The following is a 24,160-nucleotide window of genomic DNA, read 5'->3' as shown; positions in this document are numbered from 1 at the left end:
GCGAGGAAGCGGGGTTGCGATGGCACTTCCATACCTCGAAGCGATGATGCCTTCCAGCGTTCTGGCAGCCCCTACGCCAGAAGCACCGGCACGGATGGGTATGTTCTACCTGGGAACCGGGATGAACATGCGTCAGTTCTGGCCTGAACAAGAGGGCATCGAATATCAGGCCTCCCGCATTCTGAAACCGCTTGATAAACACCGTGGGCAATTCACGGCGATCAACGGAACCTTCTTGAAAGAAGGGGGAGGTCACGACGGCGCTTATCCGTTCAGTACGTCAATCGCCAAAGGAGAACGCCAGCGGCAGAGCCCCGATCAGATCGCCGCTCAGGCAATCGGATCCGATACGCGATTCTCGTCGCTTCAGTTATCGGTCGATCGCGGGACGAACTACGGTAGCCAGGCACTCGCGACCATTTCATGGAACGAACAAGGCGTGCCGCTCGCCGCTGAAAACGATCCCAAAGTCCTCTTCGACCGCCTGTTCCGTCCGGACACCCCCGAGCAGAAAGCAGAGGAAAAGAACGAGTTTCGACGTCGTCGATCGATACTCGATCTCGTTCGTGATGATGCCAAGCAGTTGGCCAGCAAACTGGGCCAGAGCGACCGAGACCAACTGGACCAATACTACACATCGGTCCGAGAACTTGAAAAGTCACTTGCTCGTCGTGTTGAATGGGCCGACACACCCAAGCCGCCGGTCGAAACCGATGACTTACACGGCACTTACGAAAAGAAAATGGCCGGCCCCGAAGGCAGCGGCGACTATCTTTACGACGACTACGCCAAGCTGATGTACGATCTGATCGCCTTAGCGTTTCAAACCGACTCGACTCGCGTCATTTCGTACGTCGTGCGAAAGGAACTCGCTGGGGGCGTTTATCCCGAGTTCAACGTATCGAAAGGGTATCACGCTCTCTCGCATCATGGAAACGACCCTCAAAGCCTGGAAGAGCTGGCCCGAGTCGACGCGATCTATATGAATCACTGGGCTTACTTTCTGAATCGCTTGAATTCGATTCGGGAAGCGGATGGAACGCTTCTCGATCGAACCGTGCTTGGATTATCGAGCGGCATGGGCTTTGAGCACAGCAAGAACAACCTCCCAACGATTGTTAGCGGTGGTTCCGCCTTGGGCATCAAGCATTGCGGGCATTTGAAGCTGGAATCGGAAATTCCACTGGCATCGGTCTGGCACACGATGCTGGATCGAGTTGGCGTTCAAGTAGGAGATCAGTTCCAAGACAGCACAGGCCTCGTTCAAGCGTTGGTAAGTTAGATGGCACGTCGAGCACTAATCTTGAGTTTCATTCTTCTGCTTTCCGTTTGCTGGCAAGCTCACGCGAGTGGTGAAGATAAAGACGCGGCACGCAACTCACTCGGCATGACGATGATTCGTCTCTCACAGGGCGAGTTCGAGATGGGAATGCTCGACGAACATCGTTTGAAACTGGAGCACAAAGCGAGTGCCTACCAGCGCGAGATCCATGATTACGTCGAGAAACCTTCGTTTCCGGTTCGGCTTTCGCATGACTTTTCGATTGGAGAAACCGAAGTCACCGTTTCGCAGTTTCGCGCCTTTGTTGAAGCCACGGGCTACCAAACCGACGCGGAGAAAGCTGGCGAAGCCTGGGTGTTCCAACCGGACGCGAAAGACCCACTCGATCGGTTCTCGCTCGTCCAAGGTGCCAACTGGAAGAATCCCGGCTTTGAACAATCCGACCATCACCCAGTGACATGCGTCAGCTGGCACGACGCCCAGGCATTCTGCCAATGGCTTTCTCAGAAGGAAGGAGTGACCTATCGGCTTCCCACCGAAGCCCAGTGGGAATATGCTTGTCGCGCCGGAACGCGTAGTTCCTACTTCAGTGGCGAGGAACCAGACAGCGTATACGCCGTGGGCAACGTGGCTGATGCCACTCTCTATGCACTGCATCCGGAAGACGTTCTTCGCCAGCGCGTCGTGCGTCTTGCATCAAAGGACGGAGACGGTTTCGCCTTCACTGCTCCGACCAAGTCCTTTCGGCCCAACGCCTGGGGGATCTACGATACGCATGGCAACGTGTGGGAATGGTGCTCCGACAAGTACTCGGACCGCTACTACGACGATATGCTCGCCGAGGCTCGTCAGAAGGGCTCCCGAACCCAGCCCGAGCCAATCGTCGACCCGCAAGGCCCGGAAGATACTCCCAAGCATCAACATGGTGACTGGCGTTCGCTACGGGGAGGCTCCTGGTACGTCGCTCCACTCCAATGCCGCTCTTCCGTACGAGCGTTTGCCGAAGCCCACGACGCATTCAGCTACATTGGATTTCGGGTTGTGCGTCAGGATAACTGACGAGGCTTTTGGCCGGGATCTTGGCAGCTATCAGGCACAAGGATGAGCGCACAAAAAAAACGCCGCAAATCCATCGATTTACGGCGTTTTCTTTCAGCGTGGGTGGAAGGGCTCGAACCTTCAACCTTCGGTTTCGTAGACCGATGCTCTATCCAATTGAGCTACACCCACATCGTTTTTCACTTGATCGAGTACCTTATCGGCGATTCTCTCTCAAGCAAGACCCTGGATTATAGGGACGTGTTCGGTTCCCGTAAAGACGCCTGCTGGGAAGTTAGGTTCAGGATCGGCGAAAAAATGGCTTTCTCACGATCATTTGCAGACATCTTCTAAGTTGTTGTGCTCTTATCACTTCGGCATTTTCCGGTAATTACTTTTCTGCGGCATCCGAAAATCGGTGGGACCGCCAGCTTCCAGATCGAGTAGCTGCTTTTTCAGGCTGATTCCTTGGGGACTGGTGAATCCGCCGATCTTGTTCCCCGCCGAAATGACTCGGTGGCAAGGGATGATCAAGGGGATTCGGTTCTGGGACATGGCCGTTCCGACGGCTCTGGCAGCACCCGGTCGCCCGGCGAGCCTGGCAAGTTCCCCGTAGGTGACGACTTCGCCGTAGGGTATCCGCTGGCAGGCCTCCCAGATCCGCTGCTGAAAAGGGGTACCATGAGACAGGTCGGTGGGAACATCCGCAAAATCGATACGGATACCAGCAGCGTAGTCGGCAATGTCTTGAAGCAACTCTTGCTGAGTGTCGGTCAGATCTTCAGGAAACGATCTCCGCTTTGGTTTAGCTCGCTTAGGAAGCCACGCGAAACGGCTGAGTTTTTCACCCATCCAGCTCACTTCGGCGGGCCCCAGAGACGTTTCTAGCTGAACCGATTTGAACGAAGTACTGTCTTGTTTGATAGTTACACCATTTTGTATCGTCACGGGCTGTGTCCTTCACCTAGCATGGCACCTTTGACACTTTTGTGACGGTCATTCTATACTTGCAAGTGGGTTGTGCCACTCCTGCCGGCCCCGTGGTTCGCCGCGCACAAACATCATAAGGAGGATTGGATGGTCGATATCCGCTCGCTGACTGACGATTTTTACATCAACATGAATCTCAATACGGAGATGGATTTACCTAGCGGGCGAGACACGGTTCTTCACTTTTTCGAGCAGGTCCGCAAACGTTATCCCAAAATGCGGAATTTCTACTCGCGCGACCGGAACGAATTCGTCCTGGAAGAGGATAAAGACGGCGGCAGCTACCGCTGGACGTCCGTTGAACCGAAACGCATTTTGTCGGGGCACGTTAATCCAAGCACGTTTGACGAAGCGGTCGAACAGCATCGGTTTGTCCTTGACCAGATTCCGTACGCACTTTCCATAAGTCCTTTGGACTGTGAGTCGCTTAACGCGATGTACGGATTCGATTTCACCTACAGCGGCAACCATAACCAACTGGTGGCCGACGCTCTGGGGCTTCCACCGGCGCTGGAAAGAATGGTGCAGGGGAGTGACAACCGAATCATCGGTTTCGAACCGGCGATTCAGTGTAGTCTGGACGACGAATGTCGAACCCAATTCCGCCTCAGCATCGAAACGCGAACTTCCGCGTATCACGTCCGCACGGGAGAGTTCCCTGAGGAACAGCTAAGCGTCTATCTGACGGTTCGCCGCTTCGGCAGTTTGGACGAGAGCGAAACGTATGTCACGGCTTTCGAGCGGCTACACGATCAAGCGGTCGGCCTGTTGGATCAGTACGTGATCGGCAACATCCTGGAACCGCTCAAGCAGGCGATTACCATCCGCTAGGCATTGGATGGCAAATCGCATACCGAGCGAATCATCTCGGCGAGTCCAATCGGCGAATAGGGCTTCTCTAAGAAGCCCTGGAAGCCTGCTTCGTAACACACCTCAGGCGTGTAGGTCATCGTGCCGGCGGTAATCGCCACCATGGGTGCCTTCACATTTCGGTCGTGCAGTGCTTTTGCCAATTGCAGACCATCGGTATCCGGTAGCATCAAGTCAAGCAGGATGACGTCGAAGCTGGTCAGATCGGCTCGCGCCAGGGTCGACTCGCCGTCCGCTTCAACGTGAAATGTCGCACCATGGCGACTCAGGGCACGTTTCAATAGCTCTTGATGAAACGGCTGATCCTCAGTTGCCAGGACATGCAGTGACTGAAGACTGGGCAGACACTGCAGTGGGGGCAAGGTCTTGGTGATTGGGGGGCAATCCATATCCCGTTTACCGCTGATGAATCAAAGGGTTCATGTGTGGGGTGTTATTTCCATCGATGCGACGTAAAGACTTGTCACAATAGGAAGTTAGTACACGCACACCGGCATGCTGCAAAAAGAGATGGCAAGTTGCGCTGAACCAACATGTCAGATTGGCCGATTGACTCGATCGATCGGGTTGGAATCTCTGGAGGGGCGGCGATTGTTAAGATTCAAAAGTCCCAGGCCAAATTACCCAGGCTCCATGTCTTCTGTGTAAGGAGGACTTTCCCCTTGGATCTCGTGGAGGGCATTCTTGGCGGCCCGTTGTTCAGCTTCCTTTTTGTTGGCCCCCCAGGCAGAAGTATAACGAGTGCCTTGAAGCTCGACCGCCACGTTGAAGAACTTGCTGTGGTCAGGACCTTTTTCGGCAACCAATTCGTAATTGGGCGTCGTGCCGTATTCCCGTTGGGCGAACTGTTGCAGCATTGACTTGTAGTTGCTGCCCACTTCCCCTGCGGAAGCTTGATCGATCTCGTCTTCGAGCACGCTCGCCAGGAACGTATTCACCGCTTCATCGCCCCCATCCAAATAGATCGCGGCGATGATTGCCTCGAATACATCCGCCAGCAGTGACTTGGGAAGGGACTGCGTCGAGGCCATCCCTTTGCCCAGAATCAAAAACGGCTCGAGCCCCATCTGATCACTTAACCGGGCGCACGTACTGCGGCTGACGACGATGGATTTGATGCGTGTAAGATCCCCTTCCAAGTAATTCGGAAACATCCGAAAAAGGGTCTCACAGACGAACTTGCCGAGAATGGCATCGCCGAGGAATTCGAGGCGCTCGTTACTTCCCAGCCGATGGTTGGCACCCGATGCATGGGTCAGGGCCGACTGCAGAAGCTCACGATTCTTGAAGGTATAACCGAGCTTCAGTTCGCACTCGGAGAGCTGATCTCCACCGGTAGCCGGCGAGTCTTGACCTCGTAGCATATCGAACGGATCCATTTTGTAACGTTCGATATTTTCTTCGTTTCGTTGCTGCACAAAAAAGTGCCCCCAGCAAAACGAAGGAAATACCCAACTATTGGTAATATTTGATACGTAGAGCGTACTTTCAGGGGGAAGGAAAGTCAATCACTTACCATGCCCCCTTTGCACATCCTTTAGGCAAATTGATCTGAAGTTCACTTTAGAGTTCCTTCTGATCGTCTAGGGCATCCCTCCCATGAAGAGCTCAGATCAGTAAGATAGTACCTGAAACCCGCGAATCCTGAGCGAATTTGGCTAATTCATCCAAGGACACCCATGATCAACACCCTGTACCTGCCGGAACTTCGTGAGATGCTGGCCGAGAACGACTCGGACGGTCTCCGCGAGTTCTGTACGGCTCTGCATCCGGCACGCACAGCCGAGTTCATGGAGGGCCTTTCCCCGGAAGAGGCCTGGGGGGTGCTTGATCACGCAGATCTAAGCCTACAGGGCGAGATCCTCTCGTATTTCGACTATCACCGGCAAGTCGAGATGCTCGAGGCACGGCCGCCTGAGTCGGTTGCTCCGGTGGTCGCCACGATGTCGGCCGACGACCAGGTCGATCTTTTGGGCGAGGTTGAAGAGGAAACGGCCGAGCAGATTCTGGCCTGCTTTTCCGTCGACGATCGCCGCGACGTGCTCCGTCTTTCGAACTACGAAGAGGGAACCGCCGGTGCCATCATGACGACCGAAATGGCACGGCTGAGCGAAAACCTCACTGCGCGCGAGGCCCTCAAGGAACTGACCGATCAAGCCGAGCACCTCGAAACTATCTATTACTTGTACGTGGTCGACGATTTCGGAAGCCTGCATGGAGTTGTCTCGACTCGCGATATTGTCTCGGCGCTGAGCAAGCCCCAAAAGCATTTGAGCGAGATCATGGAGACTGAGGTCATCCACGCCAATGTGCTGGACGACCAAGAGGACGTTCTCCGCAAGATGGCCGACTACGACCTTTTGGCGATTCCCGTGGTCGACGAGGAACTGCGACTGGTTGGTATTATTACGCACGACGATATTCTCGACGTGGTCGTCGAAGAGGCGGCCGAAGACGCCTACCGTGCGGCGGCCGTGGAACCGCTGGAAGAGACCTACCTGCGCACTTCCGTGCTGACGCTCAGCCGCAAGCGGGGTGTCTGGCTTGCCGTGTTGTTCGTGGGGGCTTTCCTCACGACGTTCGCATTGGAACAGTTTGAGTCCGACCTTGAGCGGATTCCGTGGTTGGTCATCTTTATTCCCCTGGTCATCTCCACTGGCGGAAATTCAGGGAATCAATCGGCAACGCTCGTCATTACCGCTCTGAACAAAGGAGAAGCCAGTGTTCGCGACTGGTGGATCATCATGCGCCGCGAGCTGGCGATGGGCCTGATCCTAGGCTTGATCATGGCGTTTATGGGGATGCTGCTGGCTCTCTTCAAATCCCCGACGCCTTATTCAGCGCTGGTGGTTCCGACGACGCTGGTTCTGGTAGTAATAGCCGGAACGTTGATCGGTTCGATGTTGCCCTTGATGTTCAAAAAGATTGGGCTTGATCCGGCCTTGATGAGCAACCCGTTCGTGGCCGGGCTGATCGACCTTTTTGGAATCGTGATCTACCTGAAGGTCGCTCTCTTACTACTCGAGTAGGGCGGGCCTTAGACGTCGATCATGGGTTGACCGACGTACATTTGAAGAATCTGGCTTTGGACTTTGATCGCTCGGATCAGAACCCAGATTTGCTCAGGCGAAAACTTTCGCGGGTCTGAATTTGCCAGTTCGTCCAATTCATCGGTCATGGCCGCATGCTGATCGGTAGCCGCTTGCAGGCGCAGCCCCATTTCTTTCCACGCCTCCGTCAATAGATTATCGTCGTCGAGTTCTCCAATATTCTCGACGCAGTTGGATAGCAGCAAACACAGCCGGGCAACATCCCGAGGTTCGGCGTTGGGCTGCATCCGTTCGATGCGGCTGGCAAGTTCCTGGCAAGACATGCTCATGGCAAACCTACATTGCGATTTCGACAAGGCTCAGTGAGAAGAGTGTGACTGACCGGATACGATCCGCCTCTCGAACCTCTCCAGTCACCTTAGCCTAGCTCACAATAAGAGGCCGTCCTGTCTCTTGAGTCAATTCACGGTGCCCCGCAGTACTTTTCGATAACGAGCGGCCAGTTTATCCGCATAATCGTTAATGTCGAATTGTTCGATCCGTTGCCTTGCACTTCTTCCCATCGATTGGCGAAGGTCCCGCGACTGGCAGAGCTTTCCAATCGCCTGCGCCAGCGATTCCGGATCGTCAGCCGGAACAAGCAATGCTTCTCCCCGCGGATACATCTCGCGGGTTCCTCCGACATCGGTCGCGACGATGGGCAATCCGCATGCCCCGGCTTCCAGCAGAACGCGCCCCCATGGTTCCTGCCGGGCCGCATGAACGAGAATGTCGGCCTTCTGAAGAATTTCGCAGGCACGATCGGTTCGCCCTCGAAAACGAACCCGCTCATTCAAGTTCCATTGATCGACGAAACGCTCAGCGTTGGCCAGATACTGTCGTGCTTCTTCTTTGGTCGAATGGCATTCGCCATACAGGTCGAGCATGATGTCCGCACCGGCAGCATGGGCCCGCCGAAAACCGTCCAGTAACACGTCGATTCCCTTCCGCATCACCAGCTGTCCTACGTAGGCCAGCTTGAGGGGACGATTTTCTTGCCGGGTATAGGGCGGAGTGAATTCTTCTAAGTCGATACCATTGTGCAACACCAAGGAATTATCAGCCGTTAGCCTTTGGTCTAAATGAAAAGATCGTGTCGCACCCGAAACACAATAGATTTCATCCAGCGAAGAAATATCGCTGACGACGCGACGATTCAGTTTGATGATGTCGCGGAGGTGGCCAACAAACTTCGTACCCTGCGGCCGCTGTACAGGGCCTAAGATCCGCGATACCGACAGACTGTTGGCATGCACGATATCGGCTTTCCAAGTTGCCGTAATGGCCGCAAGGTGCTCGCGGAGTTGCTCCAGCGGTATTCGCCTTCCCGCGTCGTCAGTCCAGTTGAACGGCAGGTCAGGCACATCGAGCTTGGCTAACTGCTCAGCCAAAGGGCCTTCGGCCGGGCACGCTACGGCGACCTCATAGCCGCGGCGCTGCATGGCCTGAAGTCCGCTGAGCATGGAGTTCTCGCCACCGTAGATCGTCCCAAACTCGCAAAGATAGACGACAAACGGCATGGCAGCTCGGTGAATAATCCTGAACGAGTACTAAAGCAGACCGTAGTCGGTCAGAACCTGAGCCAAACGCTTCTCGCCGTTTTCGCACAGCGGCGTCATCGGCAGACGCAGTTCGCCCGAGTCACGGCCGAGCATCTTCATGGCACCCTTGATCGGAATCGGGTTGGTCGAGAGACCGAGCATTTCGCGACAGAGCGTAAACAACTTGAAGTGCATCTTCTGCGCTTCGGCGTAATTCCCTGCGGCGGCGGCCCTGACCAGTTGCAACATGTCCTGTGGAACGATGTTGCCGACGACCGAAATCACCCCTGCGCCGCCAATCGACATCAGTGGCAGGGTCATACTGTCGTCACCGCTCAGAAGCGTCAGGTTCGACAGTTCCAGCGTTTGGGAGGCCTGATCCATCGAGCCGGTCGCTTCTTTCACCAGTTGAATCTGGTCCAGTTCGCCCAGGCGGGCAATCGTCTCTGGTTCGATGTTCTTGCCGGTACGACCAGGAATGTTATACACGCAGATCGGAATCGACGAGTCTTCGGCCAAGGCTTTGAAGTGTTGGTAGAAACCTTCTTGAGTCGGCTTGTTGTAGTAGGGTGCGACGACTAAGGCCGCATCCGCGCCTTCTCCAGCTGCCCAACGCGTGAGCTTGAGCGCTTCGTGGGTACTGTTCGAGCCCGTCCCAGGCATCACCTTCGCGCGACCGGCCACCGTTTCGATAACCACGCTGATGACGCGTTCGTGCTCGTCATGAGACAGGGTCGGGGACTCGCCCGTGGTCCCTACCGGACAAAGGCAATCCACGCCCGCTTCAATCTGAAATTCAACCTGTTGTTTCAGCAAGTCGTAGTCCACCAAACCTCCCTTGAAGGGAGTCGTGATTGCTACCGATACGCCTGCGAAGCCGCTACCTTTGCGTGTCATGCTGAAACACCAACAGATTGAAAACGAATTAACGAAGAACGAAAGCCTGTCTAGGACCGGCCTATAATACGATACGCGTGTAAATTTGGCCAGTGCCGACTAGAGCGTGATCAGCCGTTTCATTTCGGCCACCGCGTCGCGAAAACCAACGAAAACGGCTCGCGAAACGATACTGTGACCGATATTAAGTTCGGCCATTTCGGGAATCTGTGCAATTGGCTGAACATTCGTATAAGTCAGCCCATGCCCCGCAAGTAGCTGCATGCCGGCTTTGTGGATCTGCTCGCCAGCGATCGAGAGACGCGCCAGTTCCTTTTGCTGCTCGCGCCCCCGCGTGAGAGCGTATTGCCCGGTGTGCAGTTCGACGGCGTCCACCTTCAGCTTGGCCGCCATTTCGATCTGCTTCGGATCAGGATCCAGAAACAGACTGACGGAAATCCCAGCTTCTCGAAATTGATCGATTGCTCGGACGATCGATGCCTCGTGGGTGACGACGTCCAGGCCCCCTTCGGTGGTGACTTCTTCGCGGCGTTCTGGCACCAGGGTCACCTGGTCAGGCTTCACGCGGCATGCAATCGAAACCACATCGGCTTCCGCGGCCAACTCCAGGTTCAGCTTGACCTTGACGGTTTGCCGCATCACTTCCAGGTCGCGGTCCTGAATGTGGCGGCGATCTTCGCGAAGGTGAAGCGTGATACAGTCCGCGCCCCCCAATTCGGAGAGGGCCGCCGCCCAAACCGGGTCAGGTTCATTGGTATTGCGAGCCTGGCGAATCGTGGCAACATGATCAATATTAACGCCCAGATGAGGCATGAACTCCGCTTCCTCTCAATAGCTTATCAGCCGTTTGGCGAAGCCCACTGAAGTTGGACACCGCGATTATTTGGCCGGGAAATCTCCAGCTGTAACTGGCTTTCAGAATACCGCTCTCTTAGGTGAGTGCAAAGTGCCTCGGCTTGCCGGCCATCTTCGCACAAACCAAAGATGGTGGGCCCCCACGAGCTTTGCCCTACGCCTGTGATTCCAAACGAACGCATCCGCTGGACAAGATCGGTGCACGTTGGGTTCGCGTAGCGACCCCCTTGCAGCAAAGCATAACAGTCGCCGGCCAGGCAGCCGTATTGATAGACCGCCTCACCAAAGCGCCCCATATCCGATGCTTCCAGGCCCGGAATCATTTCCCCTTCAACCAGTTGTCGAAGCCGCGCCGTTGTGGGTTCCGGTACGCGATCTAGCTGACGAAAACCTTCCTCTTCATCCTCGCCGTGCCGCCCATGCAACTCGTGCTGTGTTGCCAGAACAAATCGCCACTGGGAGGGAATCTCGCCACGGTACGCAAGCCGTGGAAACGCTTGGTCGTGATGGCCGGTCTCAAACAGAAAACCACCCTCCAGAAATCCATAACATCCGATGGCTGACCGTTTCGCTCGATCGACCGTCGCCGCCAGGGTCGGAATGTCCGGCAGAGGGAAACCCGCCAACTTGGAAAGAAGCGTCCCCACAGCCAACCCCAACTGCGTACCGCAGCCCAGCCCTACATGATCGCGGAGTTGGCCCCGCGTCGTCATCTGCACCGCCGGCAACTCGAGATCGGTCGACTGCTTCCACAAATGGGCGAACGACTCGATGCGGTCGGCAAGTGGGCCTGTCGCGGTAAAGTGTTCCGCTTCACTGGCGTGAACTTCCAGACCCGGGTGATCGATCATCACACCAACTCCGCCAAACGAGGCTTCTTCCGAGTCAAACGCCAGCAGACCGAAATGGAGGCGCGCGCCCACGGTCAACTTCGCCAGCAGCGAAGACGACGAACCTACCAGGGGTGACGGCTTGAAAAGTGGCATCCCAGCAGTTTACCGAACTTAAGGCCTTAGGACGATTCCCTGCCCGCAAATCGCCGCTGTTGGATCGCCGATAGGAGGAATTCCCAGGCCCGGACTTCCGCATCGCCCCCAGTTTTCTCGACCCAGGGACTCATCATGACGATCGCCTGATCGATTTCTTCCGCCGAAAGTAGATGCACGCGTGTTGCCAGAATGGCCAGTTCCAAGACCGCATGCTTTGCGCGATTGAGTCCCAAAAAGTTTCGCAGATGTCCCATCCGTACGACGCGGCAAGTCAATGCGGCCCGCTCTCCGGACGTATCGACCTGGGCCGCTTCTAACTGATACCAGCGGCAGCAGCCAGCAAGGATGTGATAACCCTCGCCACTATCCGAATGAAATTCTGGTGATTGATGCAAGTCCCCGATGGCTGCCTGGGCAATCATCTCGACGTCGTCGGTCACGTGAAACGTAGCTTGGCGTGTTCGCAGCAAGTTCTCGTACGTACGGGACCCAGGAAAGGGACGCAGCAGAAACTGGGTGAACTCGTCGTTGACGCGAGGTCCCATCGGAGCCACGTTCACCGTGCCATCGGCATTCTGCGTCGTGAGCATTCCCTCGACGATACGTAATCGGAGATCGCTCACAGTTCGTGGCTCCAATAAATGTCCTCTCCGGCAATCGGCCCCCCCGGTACGATGATCTTGGGCATGGCGATGTCAACGTTAGCCGTCGAAGGCAGTCCCGCCATCTGCAGAAAGTTGGCCAGCAGCGCGTAGCCGTGCTCGGTAAGAACAGACTCGGGATGAAACTGAACGCCCACAACCGGCAGAGCCTCGTGCGAGACCGCCATGATCGTTCCGTCATCGGTCTGGGCATCGATCCGTAAACATGCCGGCAAGCTTTCTCTTTCCGCGATTAACGAATGATACCTGCCAACTTGCATCGGGGAGGGAAGCCCACGAAAAACACCACCCCCGTCATGCGTGATGCGCGAGGCCTGGCCATGCATCGGCCGATTCGAACGAACAACACGACCACCCAGCGCCTCGACGATCGCTTGATGTCCCAGGCACACGCCCAAGATGGGTACCGCTAGATGAAGCTGCCCGACCACATCCAGGCAAACGCCAGACTCGGTGGGTGTGCATGGCCCCGGGGAAAGAACGATCGCGGCCGGTTGCATCTGCTTGATCTGGTCAATCGTGATAGCATCGTTGCGACACACGCGTACCTCTTGCCCCAACTGGCGAAAATACCGCGCCAGGTTGTGCACGAAGCTATCGTAGTTGTCGATGACCAAGATCATTCGTCGAGCACCGCATGGAGAAGCCCCATTGCTTTATGCCACGTCTCCTCATATTCCCGCAAGGGGTCCGAGTCGGCCACAATGCCCCCGCCCACCGGAAACTGCCACCAACCGGCCGAAGCGATCACCGTGCGGATGAGGATATTCCAGTCGATCGAACCGTCGAAACCGAAATATCCCAGTGAGCCGCAATAAGGTCCGCGAGCCGTGGGCTCGAGTTCCGAAATGATCTCCATGGCCCGAATCTTCGGCGCGCCGGTGATCGAACCGCCGGGGAAGATCGCCTGGAGAATGTCTCGAATGCCCACATCTGGGCTCAGCTTCCCAACGATGATCGACACCAGGTGTTGCACCGTCTGGTAGGTTTCCAGTCCGCAGAGGCTCGTCACCTCGACACTCGGCGGATCGCAGATCCTCGATAAATCATTTCTTAGCAGATCGACGATCATCACATTCTCGGCCCGATCCTTTTCGCTGCGGATCAATTCGTCGCCCCAAAACATGTCCAATTCAGGTCGGCCACTGCGACGACGCGTCCCCTTGATCGGTCGCGATTCGATCGTGCGATCACGAACCGAGATGAAACGCTCTGGCGAAGCCGAAACGATCTGCCCCATGCCGAAGTCGTAGTATCCAGCGAACGGGGCGGGGTTCTTCTTACGTAGCTTCAAATACAACTCAGGAGAAGACGACCTAGCTTCTGCAATCAATCGCTGAGACAAATTGACTTGAAAGATATCGCCAGCGTGGATGTACTCGACCGACCTGCGAACGACTTCCAGGTAATCTTCCTTAGGGAAGTTGCTCATCACGCCAGGGAACTCCGGGCAGGCAAAGCAGGGAGCCAATTCCGACGCGGGAACAATCCTTCCCGATTCGACTTCTTTGCAGAATTGGGCATCACGCTCCACCCGTGCCAGGATCTCATCAGCCCTTGTCTTGGCGCGAGCTTCTCGTTTGTCCGAATCAACTTCGGGGAAGCCGGTCGAGAACAACCAACCTTTTCCTTGGGCATGATCCCAAGCCGCTACCCAGTCGTAGATGCCGAACGAAATGAGTGGGAGGTGAAACTCGTTGAACCTGGCCTCTGAAACCTTTTCAAATGCCCGGTTCAGGTCATACGAAAAGTAGCCCGCCGCGCCTCCCTGAAACGGAGGAAGATCGGCGATCCGAGCCAGTTGAAACGTCCTCTCCAGTTCCGACAACCGGGCCAGGGCAGTTTCCATCTGAAGTGGTCCGGCCTGGATGACTTCGACCGGGTCGGCCATCAGAAAACTATACCTTCCAAGCGTGTCATCGTGCCGGGCACTGTCCAGCCACAGCACATGCGGAATATGGGCGAGGCGAGCGAAGACATGCTCAGGCGTAAAGCGTGCGTCCAGCGGAGTGACCAACGGAGTTCCGAGCACAGGGTTACGATTCATCATTGACCTCCCCCGGCTCTTCGGACTTGCGTCGATCCTTATGAAGATTGATGCGGTGCGACTCTTCGGCGTGCGTCAGGTAGCCCCAGTCGAGTGCTTCGTCCTGACGGTATTGCTTACCCAAATGAAGAGCCGTCATCGCTTTGCATAACTCGAAACCGAGGTAGAACGCGTGCGATGGATTCAAGTTGGCCGGGTTCGTTTCTTCTAACTTCTCGAAGAGGGAGAAGGGATCATCATCCCGCAAATGCAGGTCACTGCAGATCAAGTGCAGCGTCTGCTGAGCGACGAACAGCCGGTAGTTCTTATCCTTGAGTTGCTGGGGCAGTTGAGCCAACTCTTCCTCCGTAGGCTCGCTCAACTTCGGATCGCGCAGGGTCACCAGCTTCGGCTCGATCCGCTTGGGGAGCGTGCGATGCGTTAGCGCGTACCGCATCAAACGCCGAGCCAGATCGCATTCCCGAACGCTCGTCCGAGCCCAGTTGATGACCTGCGTGGTCAGCACGCTGCGAATGCCCAGTTCCTGGCAAATTCCCAGCAGCATCACATTGATGCCGGCCGAGTCGGCATCGGTCAGTTCGGTCAGGTTGCCAATGCCCATCATCATCTCGGCATCGGGATAGCGACGTCGGGTTTCATAATAACGGACGATACTTTCGGTGAACCCGAACGAGATCGGCTCGAGAATCGGATCCAAGCGAAAGGGAACGTTCTTACCGACCAAATAGTTAATCGTCTCGTCAAACCCTTTCAGTGATTTCGGATCATCCGGGATCACGACGACTTCGCAGTCCCAATCGGCCGCGTGCTCGCGGTTACTTGAATTGACGGACAATACCAGGCTCGCCCCGGCCTTCACTGCAGGGGCAATCTCTTGCGGTTCGAGGCTATCGACTGAAACCTGTAGGCCTTCATCGCGCAGCGCCTTCACGCAGTCGGCGACTCCTGCCCAGATGCTACCGGGATCGCATCCCACATCGATACGGTCGGCACCAGCTGCGCGGAGCTCGCGGGCCTCGGCCACGATCTCTTCCAGAGTGAAGCTGGGTGCGTGATTGATCTCGGCGATGATTTCGACGTCATACTCGCCATAGTCATCGGCCAGGGAAGGTTGATCGAACCAGTCCGGAAGTTGCCGCAGGTCCTTGGGACCACGCTCGACCGGCACGCCGGCCGCTTCTTCGATCAGCTTTAAGTCGCCTCGGCAATATCCGGTTACCATCACTTGGGTCGCTTCCGGCGGAACTTGAATCCGCCGGGCAATCCAGTCGGCCGTCATCAGCGCGGCAACGGTTATGTTGAGGACCTGTACCGAATACTCGAAGCCTGCCTTGGGCGCCAACTGGGCCAGGACGCTTCGCAGAGACGATTCAGCCAGCTTCCCCGTAACGAAATGAATGTGAGGCTGGGGCATTGCGCCTTTAAGACTCCTTCACGTTTCGTGGAAGCTGACCTCCATGGTTGAATCCACCGTTGACCGGAACGACTTGTCCATTGACGAATCGCGCCGCCGGAGAAACGAGAAAGCCAACCGCCGCCGCAACGTCTTCCGGCTTACCCCAGGTCTGCGCCAGCGACTCGCGTTGGGCGCGGTCTTGCCAATAGTCAGAACTTTCTTCTCCCCAAGCGGTCTGAATCCAGCCAGGGGCGACGCAATTGACGCGTACGTTGGGTGCGAGCGACTTGGCCAAACTCTTCGAGAACGCGATGATCGCCCCTTTCGAGACGGCAAACATCTCGCCGCTGTCTCCCTCCATGCCATGCGCGGCTTGATCCCAGCCGATGTTCACGATGCTTCTACCAGGAATGGCTTTCATCTTGCTACCCAGAGCTCTGGCAATTCGAATCGTGGAAACGACGTCGACGCGGTAGACGAGTTCCAGCTTTTCCTCGAAGGTTAACTGTGCGGCCTCACCAGTCAGGACATCCACTCCAGCGTTATTAACCAGAATGTCAATCCCTCCACTCCAATCCCAGGCCTGCTGACAAAAGCGATCTTGCTGCTGTGGATCTTGGAAGTCTTCGATCAATAACTCGACCGCAATCTGAGGACGGATGGCCTGGGCCAGGTTGGCGGTCTCGCGCAGGCCGTGATCGTTGCTGCGCGTGTGCAGGATTAGGGAAGCCCCCTGACGGGCCAGTTGCAAGGCAATCGCTCGGCCGATTCCGCTGGCAGCACCCGTCACGGCCGCGACTTTTCCCTTCAAATTGAAATCGGTCGTTGCGGTTTCCGGGATGGTTTCCATGGTCGTCTGGTCCTACTTTTCACATTGAAGCTGAGTGCATTGTATATTGTCGGTAGGCAATACGGGATGCCACGCATCAGGCAAGAGCTTCCACCCGACACGCACCCCGACGACGACATCCATCATGGCGGATCAGATAACTGGGCAACTGAGTACGACTGCGTTCGTCTTTCGCGGCTACAACGTCACGAATTTGGGCCGCACGCCGGAGTTACTAAACCACCCGCGGTTCGGCGGATACGTGGCTAGACGGCTAGAGCAATGTGGCCGGATTGCGTCCGACGTAATGCATCGGCGGATTGATTTGCTGGGTCGAGTGAGCCGGGGCGAGGAGACGGACCTGGATAGTTACTCGGACGCGATCGCGCTGATCATGGCCGTGGAAATGGCGCACGTCGATATTCTCGAACAGGAGTACCATGTCCAACTGGCCAAGGCCCAATACCTGATGGGCTACAGCCTCGGTGAACTGACGGCTTTGGTTGCAGGCCAATGCTTAAGCCTGGAAGACGCACTTACCATACCACTTTCCCTATCCACCGATACCGCCAAGCTGGCACCGACATGTACGCTCGCGGTTGTTTTTTGTCGCAAGAAGACTCTCAGCGCCGATCGCGTTCATCATCTTTGCCAAGAGATTAACGCGGAGGGAAAAGGGCTGATCGGGATCTCGGCGATTCTTTCCCCAAACTCGCTGATCGTCATTGGTGAAGAAGACACCACGACGCGTCTGCACAAACGGCTTCAGGAAACCATCGCCGATCGCGTTCACTTGAAGAAGAATCCTCACAAGTGGCCCCCGATGCACACGCCAATCGTCTGGCGCGAGCATATCAATTCTCGGGCCTCGCTGTTGATGAGCCAGATGAAAAGCGGGTTTACCGCCCCCAAGCCTCCGGTGCTGTCGCTGGTGACCGGCGCGTGTAGTTACAACGACTCAAACGTTCGCGACCTCATCTGTCAGTGGGTCGACAAGCCTCAGCACTTGTGGCAAGCCGTCTACCACACGCTTAGCAGCGGCACCGAGTCACTTATCCATCTCGGCCCCGAGCCCAACATCGTGCCGGCTACCTACAGTCGTCTGGCCGAGAACGTCGAAGCCCAGGTCAAAGCCAGCATCAGCACGCGGGCACTCTCCACGCTCGTCTATCGCCCCTGGCTCAATGCTTTGATTGGTGAACGTGCCTATCTGCTACGTGCGCCAACCATCAAGCAGACGAACCTCGAAGACTGGCTCATCGACAAGGCCAGCTAGTTCTTCGTCGGAAGCTTGTAGCAAGCTGCTTCCTCGGCGTTGCGCACCAGCAGCAAATCGCCGTACAGACACATTGGGTTCCACGTCGGAGCGATTTCACCGGAGAGCGCCTTAATCCGCGAGAACTCGTGGTAGTCTTCCGAGGCGGTATCGACTGCCGCCAGGTTCCCTTCTTCCCCCATCACCAAAAGCACATCATCCACCAACAAAACCTGGCCGTGGCCAAAACCACGTTCGCGCCATTCGGGGCGTTTGGCTTCCAACTTAACCTTTTCCAAGATGCCGTCATTCAGACCGAAGACATAGTCACCCAAGATCGCGACATTGGTGAACTTGGTCTTCAAGACGCGGGTATTGCTCCACAAGGCTTCGGTCGTGAAACCATCTCCGTCCGCTTTCACCTCGAAGATACTCGCACCTTGCCCATAACCTTTAGAGACAAAGAAGCGATTGTTCCCCAGCGAGTGCACCTGAGAACAGGTTGCGTTTCCGTTGGAGTTGCCCGGCCAGTCAAAAGACCACAACTGCTTGCCGGTCGCCGGATCGTGACCGGTGATGGTCGATTCGTTCACGCTGATGATCTGGTCTTTGCCGTCGATCTGAGCAACGCTGGGCGAGGCGTAGCTGATTTGTTCGTGTCCACCTTCCCAGACGGTCTCTCCCGTTGCCGCATCGAAGGCCACCAGTGAGACCATTGCGTCCTTTTTCGTTTTGTCCGGCCCGCCAGCAGGAATGATGACGATCTTGCGGCCGTCCAATTCATAAGCCAGCGGACTATTCGCGCGGCCCCAGGCAATATTCTTCACCTCGACGTCGGACGAAACGCCATACATTTCTAACAGGTCGTGCTGCCAAACGACTTCGCCGCTACGCCCATTCAAACAGCGCAGCACTCCGGTAGCACCCAACGCATAGACACGTCCATCGAAGAGCAGCGGAGTACAGCGGGGTCCGACGTAACCCATCACCGTGTAGTGACGCGCCTCGATGCCGGTTCCCCAGATAGGCGTGCCGGTCTTCATGTCGTAGCAGGTCACCAGTTCTTCATGGTCACGCTGCTCCATCGTGTAGATCCGACCATCGAGGGCTGAGAAGCCCGACCAGCCGGCACCGATCGGCATTCGCCAAATCTCTTCCGGCGGATGGGCGGCCCAATCGGTCTCAAGTTGGGGACCGGGCAGACGACTGTCGCGTTCAGGGCCAAGGAATTGAGGAAACGCATTTGGATCGTCGGCGACGGTAAGGGACTCGTCTCCAGCCTGATTCGCTTCCGAAGCGGTAAACTCGCCCAGACGCTGGTCTGGTGCTTTTCCGAAGCGGTAACCGAACCGGGGAACCATCTCGCCGGAGACTCCTCGAATCTCGTAGACCGCAAAGAAACCGACGACGATCAAGCCGATCAGCGTGATCGGCGTAAATCGAATCGCAGCCGGCCATCCGCTGGCAAAGGTAAACCAGACGAGCGGGATGAAGCAGGCAAAGAAGCCGCCGATTAGTGCCATCACATTGCAGATCGCCGGGTCGCGAAAAATCCACAACGCGTCATATAGATCGGCCAGAGGTCCGTTGCCGAGGACACGTCCGAAGAATCCCACGACTCCTAGTATTAGAAACAAGGTACTAACCACCCAAATCCAGCGTGGAGGAAGGTAACGCTTCTCGGCACTGGCTACCATGTCGCTGGCCTGCGACTCAGGTGCTTCTGGGTTTCCGCTTGCGGGTTCGCTACTCATTCCGTATCTCACCAATAAAATGGTCCGCCTGGATCTAGAGGTTTCAGTATAACGCTAGATTCACCAAGGAACCGACGGGGGCTCAAGCGAATTCACACACAATTCTTTTACGGCGCAATGAAAAAGGGAAAGCCGAAGAAGCTTTCCCTTAATATGTTTTCAAGCTAAACGCCGCAGCGTTAATTAGTGTCCGACCGTGATGCCCCAATGGACTCCTGGTCGATGGTGGTAGTGGCGACGATGCCAGTGCGGGCCGCAGTATGGGGCGGGGCCGTAGTAGTGTTCCTCAACGATTACCCGGTCTCGCACCGGGGCCGAGACAACTTCGACCGGCGGATTTTGCATTGCGTTAATGGCGGCATCGCTCACGCCGTTTGTCTTCAGATAAACCAGATCCTGAGCCGATGGCACCTGAGCCACACCGTGCCGGCGGATATGCGTGGTAATTACCTGGTCGCCGAGGCCGGCCTTGCTCATCGCAATCACATCATCAAAGGTTGTTTGTCCTTCGATGCTTCGTCCCAGACGCTGCTGGAAGAGGGCCTGATTTCGGGCTTCGACTTCGTCCATGTGCGCTCCGACGGCCGATCCCGCAGTGGCACCGACCAGTCCACCGATGATTGCACCACCGGCGGTATGACCTGAAGCACTACCAATCGCCGCACCCGCCAAAGCACCGGTACCGGCACCCAAGACGCCCAGTTGGTCCTGGTGGTAAGGGGACCGGCAGCCGAGCGAAGCGGCCGAAGCGATTACAACGACGTAAATGATTGGCGCGACCCTGCGCATGCGTTTCTCCTAAAGCAATAGCGTGCTTTTCTAAGTATCGTCCATGGCGAGCTGGGGCGCTACTCAAAAACACGTCGCGGGATCATGCCAATTTCAGAGAATCTGGTCAATCCAAATTGACAGCACGCTAGCATCACTTTTCGGCGGGCCCACGCCGTTGGGATTTCTCCCATTTCTGGAAGGCCTGCTCGCGCTGCTCGGCCGTGGTAAAACCGATCGAGCGAATGTTGTATAAAAAATTCGGATCGGTCGAGATGCGCGGATAGCCAAAATCTTTCGGGTTTTCGCCCGAAATGTGCAGTACGGCGACCAGCGCAACGTCTTTCAGCTGGGTGTTGAATTGGTCTCCCTGAACGGTCGGCAGCGAGACCTCGGTTTCGTCGTCGAAGTACTTACTGAGATACTCGATATCTTCCTTACCACCCAGCTTCGCGATCGCGAGCATCGCGTACATCATTTGCTGGGTCGCATTGATCGCTCCGAATTGGCCGAAACCGTTCTGGTAGATTGGACTGGCCCGCTCGTCGAGCATTTGCTTGGCGACGATCTTGCCACTCTTGATGCCTTCCCGCAGACACGTAGTAAGCACGACAAATCGCATTTCCTGCGTGAAGCGTCCCGACTTCAGATTAGTTTCCAGCCATTGATCGAAGACGCTCAGCAAAGGTCCGGCACTTTCCGGGTCTTGCAAGCTGGTGGTGACCTGCGGTGCGGCGAGCAGGAATTTGAGTTGATCCATCGTCGGATCCGTAATCCGAATGTCGTCGAACGAGGTCGCGTGCAGCATGGCGGCCGCCGTTCCTTCGGATATCTGAACATGATTAGGGCCATACAAATCTTCACGGATCTTGTTGGCTCGCTGAAAAAGCAGGTAGTCCATCATCTGCGGCTGTGTCTCGAGCGCCGCGATCACGTCCCATTCATCTTTTAAAATCGAGACATACAGCTTGCGCGTCGCTCGGGTATCGCCGTGCCGCTCTTTGAAACGATTCCAGCCTGGCAGATCGACGTCTTTGGCCATATCGGTAAAACGATTGAAATTGTCTTCCCGCACGCGATCACTCAACTGCTTATAGAGCGTTATAGCTCGCAACCGGATTTCCGGGTCAGGCGACCTGCGTGCTTCACGAAGCAGCGGTAGCATGTCGGCCCCTCGCTTCATGATCTGAGCTTCCGCATCTTCGCGAACCTGGTACTGCTCGTCTCCCAATTGCGCGATCAGTTCTTCGTCCTTAGTCGCGTTCGAGAATTCCTCTTGAGCGAGTACGTTGCCCGCGTTACCTACGCAAAACGCGACGATCAGGAATGCAACGATAAGAAGCGGGTGACGATGGAGTGTCGAGTTTTCCAACAAGACGAAAGGCTCCTTAGCCTGGTGAGACAGAACAACGGCAAGAGAACGGTCGCCAACTATTCTAGTGACTGCCGACGCCTATCGTCCACGAATAGTTACGTCACGATGGCTTGCCAGGGCAGTTCTGAACCTACTCAATCCCAATGACCGGAATTTTGCCAAGTGTCTAGGTGGAGTACCCATCTTCGACAGGCATCGGGTCTCGATGGTCAGGAGTCGCCGATAGTCTCGATCAACGAGCGAACAACCGGGAATCGCAAAGAAACTCATCCACCTCGATTCTGAAGCCCCCTTGCAAATATGGAGCACACCCTCCTTTGCGGGTAGACAATTGTTACATTTTTGCAATAACAGGGTTACAAATTGGCAATTTCGAGACTTTCAAGGCATACAACGGCCATGGAAACACATGGCCCAAAACGACAACATTTCTCAATTATGGTCTAGCTAAATCACCGCATCGACTGTAGAATCTACCAAAACAGTCATCTTAATCTTTTCCATTTGGTCGTTTTTTCTGCCTATCCGCGGTCTATTCCAACGCACGTATTTTCGGGCAGTCGAACACGAACTCGAATTGGGCAACGATCGTTTTCACCACTTTTCTTTGAAAGCCGTCAACTATGCGAACTCATTCACGACAAGGCTTTACCCTCGTCGAACTCCTGGTCGTCATCGCCATCATCGGCGTTCTGATTGCATTGCTATTGCCGGCGGTCCAACAGGCCCGCGAAGCCGCTCGTCGCATGCAGTGCACCAATAACCTGAAGCAGTGGGCATTGGCCTCCCACAACTTCGCGGACATCAACAAAGGGTTCATGCCGCTGGCTGCCATGAATAGCGGCGGCACCGTCGAGAATGGCCAAACGTACCAACGAGTCACATTCGCCGTCTTCATGTGGCCATTCATCGAACAGTCGGCCCTGTACGATCAATACAACATTGCCGATCCCTTCTACACTTCGCCCAACATCGACACGCATCGCGTATTTGTGTCCGGCTATTACTGCCCGTCCGACAAAGTGAACGTCACCCAGGCGCAGTCCGATACTTACTGGCGAGTCATGGGAAACTACGTTACGAACATGGGTAATACCCACCTGCACCAGAACGCCGCCGATCAGGCCATCTTTAGCGGTTCGCCATTTGGTGTTCGTCACATGTATCGCTTTGCAGACCTGACCGATGGCACGTCAAACACCGCAGGCTTCTCCGAGATTTTGATTGCTTCGCCCAACCAGCTTGATGACAACCGCGGCGACATGCTCAACGACGAAGGGAGCCCCGGCTTCATGTCGATCAACACGCCGAACTCGCGCGTTCCTGACCAGTGTCGTCAGTGTAAAGATACGACCGAAGATCCTAACCATGCCGACTATCGACGGATGCCATGTACCCAGGTTGGCAGCAACCAGGAATATCAGATCGCAGCTCGCAGCAATCATCCCGGCGGTGTGAACGTGAGCATGATGGATGGCTCGGTTCGCTTCGTTGCCGAAACGATCAGCGACACCGTATGGGAAGCCGCATTGTCGGGTCGCGGTGGCGAATCGCTGCAGCTTCCATAGCCAGAATAAATCTCGAAAGAGGCATCGCGCATCCGAGCCGGCGCGATGCCTTTCGTTTCAAGCCAAGCCGCGACTCCCCCCAACTCTTATCTTTTCGTACTGCCAAGAGCGACTTTAGCCATGAAATACTCTCTGAAATTTGCTGTACTATCGATTGTTTGTTCGATTCCTCTGTTTTTGGGCTGCGGTGGCCCCGCATCGACTACCGTGCCGATCAGCGGCACCGTATCGGTCGAAGGCCAACCTGTTGAAGGGGGCCTGATCACGTTCCTATCGGTCGACGGAGAAACACAGGCCGCCGGCGCCCCGATCAAAGACGGCGCCTACCAGGCCGAGGTAGAACCGGGTGAAAAGAAGGTTATGGTCTTAGGCACCAAGGTCGTTGGGGAAGAATACGTTCTAAAGGGTGTGCCTGATAGCGGTACGCGTCAGAAATTGGAAACGATTACGCATCCCAACTACAACGCCAAGCATCTGACTCCACTGAAGGCGACCATCTCGGGCCCAAGTGAAGAAATGAACTTCGACCTGAAGAAGAACGGCAAATAGTACGAGTTCCGCCGTTCCAAGCGTCTTCGGTTCAATCACGGCAGCTCGGTCAGCATAACGACCGAGTCTACGGTCACTGCCTAACCTTCGTCGTCAGACGGAATGTCGACCCAGATGCGGCCATCTTCGACTTTCACCGGATAGCAATCGAGATGGATCGAGCTGAGTAGGTGCTTGCCGCTGGTGACGTCATACTGCCAGCCATGCCAGGGACAGGTCACGATGTTGCCGCAAAGTTCTCCCTGACCGACCGGGCCTCCTTGATGAGCGCACATGCCATCGGTCGCGAAGTAGCCTTCCTCGGTGTGATAGACGGCGACCATTCTCTTGGCGGCAACCACCTCCAACGCTTGACCAAGCTGGCAGTCGGCTTCGGCCGCGACGTCAATCCAATTCGGCATCAATC

General features: G+C 55.9%; 24 protein-coding genes and 1 tRNA gene. 7 read left to right on the top strand and 18 right to left on the bottom strand.

All coding sequences use genetic code 11. The annotated features are described in order from the left end of the window. The first annotated feature begins 19 nt into the window (after positions 1 to 19). Together Pan97_RS12710 and Pan97_RS12705 are read left to right on the top strand one after the other, a co-directional pair. Positions 20 to 1,282: a DUF1552 domain-containing protein gene (locus Pan97_RS12710; RefSeq protein ID WP_196782382.1), complete on the top strand. Its 1,263-nt coding sequence runs from the start codon at positions 20 to 22 to the stop codon at positions 1,280 to 1,282. A gap of 21 nt (positions 1,283 to 1,303) precedes the next feature. Next, a complete protein-coding gene (locus Pan97_RS12705) occupies positions 1,304 to 2,341 on the top strand; it encodes a formylglycine-generating enzyme family protein (RefSeq protein ID WP_196782381.1) in 1,038 nt (345 codons plus the stop codon). A gap of 97 nt (positions 2,342 to 2,438) precedes the next feature. Here Pan97_RS12705 and Pan97_RS12700 read toward each other — a convergent pair. Then, a tRNA-Arg gene (locus Pan97_RS12700) sits at positions 2,439 to 2,512 on the bottom strand. 177 nt (positions 2,513 to 2,689) lie between these two features. Further along, a complete protein-coding gene (locus Pan97_RS12695; protein ID WP_144973071.1) occupies positions 2,690 to 3,268 on the bottom strand; it encodes a methylated-DNA--[protein]-cysteine S-methyltransferase in 579 nt (192 codons plus the stop codon). A 129-nt stretch (positions 3,269 to 3,397) separates the two neighbouring features. On the opposite strand from Pan97_RS12695, the gene Pan97_RS12690 reads away from it, so the two are divergent. Next, the gene (locus Pan97_RS12690; protein WP_144973069.1) at positions 3,398 to 4,141 is read left to right on the top strand and encodes a hypothetical protein; all 744 of its coding nucleotides are present in this window, start codon (positions 3,398 to 3,400) and stop codon (positions 4,139 to 4,141) included. Here the strand turns inward: Pan97_RS12690 and Pan97_RS12685 are convergent. After that, positions 4,138 to 4,569: a response regulator gene (locus Pan97_RS12685; protein WP_144973067.1), complete on the bottom strand. Its 432-nt coding sequence runs from the start codon at positions 4,567 to 4,569 to the stop codon at positions 4,138 to 4,140. The genes Pan97_RS12690 and Pan97_RS12685 overlap by 4 nt on opposite strands. A 231-nt stretch (positions 4,570 to 4,800) precedes the next feature. Then, positions 4,801 to 5,544: a ribonuclease III gene (gene rnc / locus Pan97_RS12680; RefSeq protein WP_144973065.1), complete on the bottom strand. Its 744-nt coding sequence runs from the start codon at positions 5,542 to 5,544 to the stop codon at positions 4,801 to 4,803. 315 nt (positions 5,545 to 5,859) lie between these two features. Between rnc and mgtE the strand changes: the two genes are divergently transcribed. Continuing rightward, entirely contained in the window at positions 5,860 to 7,209 is a 1,350-nt protein-coding gene (gene mgtE, locus Pan97_RS12675) for a magnesium transporter (protein ID WP_144973063.1), read from the top strand. An 8-nt stretch (positions 7,210 to 7,217) separates the two neighbouring features. Here the strand turns inward: mgtE and Pan97_RS12670 are convergent, their stop codons facing one another. From Pan97_RS12670 to Pan97_RS12625, 10 genes are all read right to left on the bottom strand, one after another. Then, positions 7,218 to 7,559, bottom strand: coding sequence for a hypothetical protein (locus Pan97_RS12670; protein ID WP_196782380.1), 342 nt, complete (start codon positions 7,557 to 7,559; stop codon positions 7,218 to 7,220). Between the two features lie 129 nt (positions 7,560 to 7,688). Continuing rightward, a complete protein-coding gene (locus tag Pan97_RS12665; RefSeq protein WP_144973061.1) occupies positions 7,689 to 8,789 on the bottom strand; it encodes a glycosyltransferase family 4 protein in 1,101 nt (366 codons plus the stop codon). 30 nt (positions 8,790 to 8,819) lie between these two features. After that, on the bottom strand, positions 8,820 to 9,707 hold the full coding sequence (gene dapA, locus Pan97_RS12660; protein ID WP_144973059.1) for a 4-hydroxy-tetrahydrodipicolinate synthase: 888 nt from the start codon (positions 9,705 to 9,707) through the stop codon (positions 8,820 to 8,822). Positions 9,708 to 9,806: 99 nt separating this feature from the next. Further along, positions 9,807 to 10,520 (bottom strand): pyridoxine 5'-phosphate synthase, encoded by a 714-nt coding sequence (locus Pan97_RS12655; protein ID WP_144973057.1) that lies wholly within the window; start codon positions 10,518 to 10,520, stop codon positions 9,807 to 9,809. 26 nt (positions 10,521 to 10,546) lie between these two features. Continuing rightward, on the bottom strand, positions 10,547 to 11,548 hold the full coding sequence (locus tag Pan97_RS12650) for a hypothetical protein (RefSeq protein ID WP_144973055.1): 1,002 nt from the start codon (positions 11,546 to 11,548) through the stop codon (positions 10,547 to 10,549). A gap of 26 nt (positions 11,549 to 11,574) precedes the next feature. Beyond that, positions 11,575 to 12,174, bottom strand: coding sequence for a DUF447 domain-containing protein (locus Pan97_RS12645; RefSeq protein ID WP_196782379.1), 600 nt, complete (start codon positions 12,172 to 12,174; stop codon positions 11,575 to 11,577). Next, positions 12,171 to 12,836: an anthranilate synthase component II gene (locus Pan97_RS12640; RefSeq protein WP_144973053.1), complete on the bottom strand. Its 666-nt coding sequence runs from the start codon at positions 12,834 to 12,836 to the stop codon at positions 12,171 to 12,173. Before Pan97_RS12640 ends, Pan97_RS12645 begins: the two co-directional genes overlap by 4 nt. Further along, positions 12,833 to 14,263 (bottom strand): anthranilate synthase component I family protein, encoded by a 1,431-nt coding sequence (locus tag Pan97_RS12635; RefSeq protein ID WP_196782378.1) that lies wholly within the window; start codon positions 14,261 to 14,263, stop codon positions 12,833 to 12,835. Before Pan97_RS12635 ends, Pan97_RS12640 begins: the two co-directional genes overlap by 4 nt. Continuing rightward, entirely contained in the window at positions 14,250 to 15,674 is a 1,425-nt protein-coding gene (locus tag Pan97_RS12630) for a DUF6513 domain-containing protein (RefSeq protein ID WP_144973051.1), read from the bottom strand. The genes Pan97_RS12635 and Pan97_RS12630 overlap by 14 nt, the downstream gene beginning before the upstream one ends. A gap of 7 nt (positions 15,675 to 15,681) precedes the next feature. Next, a complete protein-coding gene (locus Pan97_RS12625) occupies positions 15,682 to 16,506 on the bottom strand; it encodes an SDR family NAD(P)-dependent oxidoreductase (protein ID WP_144973049.1) in 825 nt (274 codons plus the stop codon). A 124-nt stretch (positions 16,507 to 16,630) separates the two neighbouring features. Here Pan97_RS12625 and Pan97_RS12620 point away from each other — a divergent pair, with 124 nt between their 5' ends. Then, a complete protein-coding gene (locus Pan97_RS12620; RefSeq protein ID WP_144973047.1) occupies positions 16,631 to 17,761 on the top strand; it encodes an ACP S-malonyltransferase in 1,131 nt (376 codons plus the stop codon). Here Pan97_RS12620 and Pan97_RS12615 read toward each other — a convergent pair. The 3 genes from Pan97_RS12615 to Pan97_RS12605 form a co-directional block, all read right to left on the bottom strand. After that, positions 17,758 to 19,494 (bottom strand): outer membrane protein assembly factor BamB family protein, encoded by a 1,737-nt coding sequence (locus Pan97_RS12615; protein ID WP_144973045.1) that lies wholly within the window; start codon positions 19,492 to 19,494, stop codon positions 17,758 to 17,760. The genes Pan97_RS12620 and Pan97_RS12615 overlap by 4 nt on opposite strands. A 183-nt stretch (positions 19,495 to 19,677) precedes the next feature. Next, entirely contained in the window at positions 19,678 to 20,283 is a 606-nt protein-coding gene (locus Pan97_RS12610) for a glycine zipper domain-containing protein (protein WP_144973043.1), read from the bottom strand. Between the two features lie 133 nt (positions 20,284 to 20,416). After that, entirely contained in the window at positions 20,417 to 21,637 is a 1,221-nt protein-coding gene (locus tag Pan97_RS12605) for a hypothetical protein (protein ID WP_144973040.1), read from the bottom strand. A 623-nt stretch (positions 21,638 to 22,260) separates the two neighbouring features. Between Pan97_RS12605 and Pan97_RS12600 the strand changes: the two genes are divergently transcribed. After that, positions 22,261 to 23,205 carry a DUF1559 family PulG-like putative transporter gene (locus Pan97_RS12600; RefSeq protein ID WP_144973038.1) on the top strand — a complete coding sequence of 315 codons (945 nt, stop codon included), beginning with the start codon at positions 22,261 to 22,263 and terminating at the stop codon, positions 23,203 to 23,205. A gap of 120 nt (positions 23,206 to 23,325) precedes the next feature. Then, on the top strand, positions 23,326 to 23,754 hold the full coding sequence (locus tag Pan97_RS12595) for a hypothetical protein (RefSeq protein ID WP_144973036.1): 429 nt from the start codon (positions 23,326 to 23,328) through the stop codon (positions 23,752 to 23,754). A gap of 80 nt (positions 23,755 to 23,834) precedes the next feature. Here Pan97_RS12595 and Pan97_RS12590 read toward each other — a convergent pair whose 3' ends face one another. Then, entirely contained in the window at positions 23,835 to 24,155 is a 321-nt protein-coding gene (locus Pan97_RS12590; RefSeq protein ID WP_144973034.1) for a Rieske (2Fe-2S) protein, read from the bottom strand. Positions 24,156 to 24,160: the final 5 nt, after the last annotated feature.

Origin of the sequence: Bremerella volcania (assembly GCF_007748115.1) — a bacterium.
Lineage (GTDB): Bacteria > Planctomycetota > Planctomycetia > Pirellulales > Pirellulaceae > Bremerella > Bremerella volcania.
The sequence above is the reverse complement of the archived record's forward strand: the minus strand, read 5'-3'. Positions and strand labels throughout refer to the sequence as shown.

What these genes read in the sequence shown, in the direction of transcription:
- Pan97_RS12710 (WP_196782382.1), top strand. Translation starts at nt 20, where the DNA reads ATGGCACTTCCATACCTCGAAGCGATGATGCCTTCCAGCGTTCTGGCA.
- Pan97_RS12690 (WP_144973069.1), top strand. Translation starts at nt 3,398, where the DNA reads ATGGTCGATATCCGCTCGCTGACTGACGATTTTTACATCAACATGAAT.
- Pan97_RS12685 (WP_144973067.1), bottom strand. Translation starts at nt 4,569, where the DNA reads ATGGATTGCCCCCCAATCACCAAGACCTTGCCCCCACTGCAGTGTCTG.
- rnc (WP_144973065.1), bottom strand. Translation starts at nt 5,544, where the DNA reads ATGCTACGAGGTCAAGACTCGCCGGCTACCGGTGGAGATCAGCTCTCC.
- mgtE (WP_144973063.1), top strand. Translation starts at nt 5,860, where the DNA reads ATGATCAACACCCTGTACCTGCCGGAACTTCGTGAGATGCTGGCCGAG.
- Pan97_RS12670 (WP_196782380.1), bottom strand. Translation starts at nt 7,559, where the DNA reads ATGAGCATGTCTTGCCAGGAACTTGCCAGCCGCATCGAACGGATGCAG.
- Pan97_RS12665 (WP_144973061.1), bottom strand. Translation starts at nt 8,789, where the DNA reads ATGCCGTTTGTCGTCTATCTTTGCGAGTTTGGGACGATCTACGGTGGC.
- dapA (WP_144973059.1), bottom strand. Translation starts at nt 9,707, where the DNA reads ATGACACGCAAAGGTAGCGGCTTCGCAGGCGTATCGGTAGCAATCACG.
- Pan97_RS12655 (WP_144973057.1), bottom strand. Translation starts at nt 10,520, where the DNA reads ATGCCTCATCTGGGCGTTAATATTGATCATGTTGCCACGATTCGCCAG.
- Pan97_RS12650 (WP_144973055.1), bottom strand. Translation starts at nt 11,548, where the DNA reads ATGCCACTTTTCAAGCCGTCACCCCTGGTAGGTTCGTCGTCTTCGCTG.
- Pan97_RS12640 (WP_144973053.1), bottom strand. Translation starts at nt 12,836, where the DNA reads ATGATCTTGGTCATCGACAACTACGATAGCTTCGTGCACAACCTGGCG.
- Pan97_RS12635 (WP_196782378.1), bottom strand. Translation starts at nt 14,263, where the DNA reads ATGATGAATCGTAACCCTGTGCTCGGAACTCCGTTGGTCACTCCGCTG.
- Pan97_RS12630 (WP_144973051.1), bottom strand. Translation starts at nt 15,674, where the DNA reads ATGCCCCAGCCTCACATTCATTTCGTTACGGGGAAGCTGGCTGAATCG.
- Pan97_RS12625 (WP_144973049.1), bottom strand. Translation starts at nt 16,506, where the DNA reads ATGGAAACCATCCCGGAAACCGCAACGACCGATTTCAATTTGAAGGGA.
- Pan97_RS12620 (WP_144973047.1), top strand. Translation starts at nt 16,631, where the DNA reads ATGGCGGATCAGATAACTGGGCAACTGAGTACGACTGCGTTCGTCTTT.
- Pan97_RS12615 (WP_144973045.1), bottom strand. Translation starts at nt 19,494, where the DNA reads ATGAGTAGCGAACCCGCAAGCGGAAACCCAGAAGCACCTGAGTCGCAG.
- Pan97_RS12610 (WP_144973043.1), bottom strand. Translation starts at nt 20,283, where the DNA reads ATGCGCAGGGTCGCGCCAATCATTTACGTCGTTGTAATCGCTTCGGCC.
- Pan97_RS12600 (WP_144973038.1), top strand. Translation starts at nt 22,261, where the DNA reads ATGCGAACTCATTCACGACAAGGCTTTACCCTCGTCGAACTCCTGGTC.
- Pan97_RS12595 (WP_144973036.1), top strand. Translation starts at nt 23,326, where the DNA reads ATGAAATACTCTCTGAAATTTGCTGTACTATCGATTGTTTGTTCGATT.
- Pan97_RS12590 (WP_144973034.1), bottom strand. Translation starts at nt 24,155, where the DNA reads ATGCCGAATTGGATTGACGTCGCGGCCGAAGCCGACTGCCAGCTTGGT.